The sequence below is a fragment of the Vibrio sp. 811 genome (assembly GCF_033339195.1).
This window is the reverse complement of sequence record NZ_JAWOUB010000379.1, coordinates 469-719: the sequence shown is the minus strand read 5'-3', so window position 1 is coordinate 719 and position 251 is coordinate 469. Positions and strand designations below refer to the sequence as shown.

At 40.2% G+C, this 251-nt stretch carries 1 protein-coding gene; it reads left to right on the top strand.

What is annotated here, in order from left to right; genetic code table 11:
- Window positions 1–176 (top strand): DUF1249 domain-containing protein (locus tag R7Q46_RS27000; protein WP_318078221.1); only part of this gene is annotated, 176 nt, incomplete at its 5' end.
- Window positions 177–251: the final 75 nt, after the last annotated feature.

The following is a 251-nucleotide window of genomic DNA, read 5'->3' as shown; positions in this document are numbered from 1 at the left end:
GAGTGGCTGAAGTATGCTCAAGCGGAGAGTTCTCACGCATTAAAGCTAAATATGATTATCCCAATGACCAGTTGATGCAGAGAGATGAAAAGCATCAACTTAATACGTTCCTTGGTGAATGGCTGACGTTTTGTTTACGAAGTGGCATTAGTAGAACGCCGCTTGCCTTCAATTGATCGTCACGTCATTCAAGGAAAATAACAAGAAACTATAGAGTGAACGAATCAGGTTTTCATTTTGCAATCATCGAA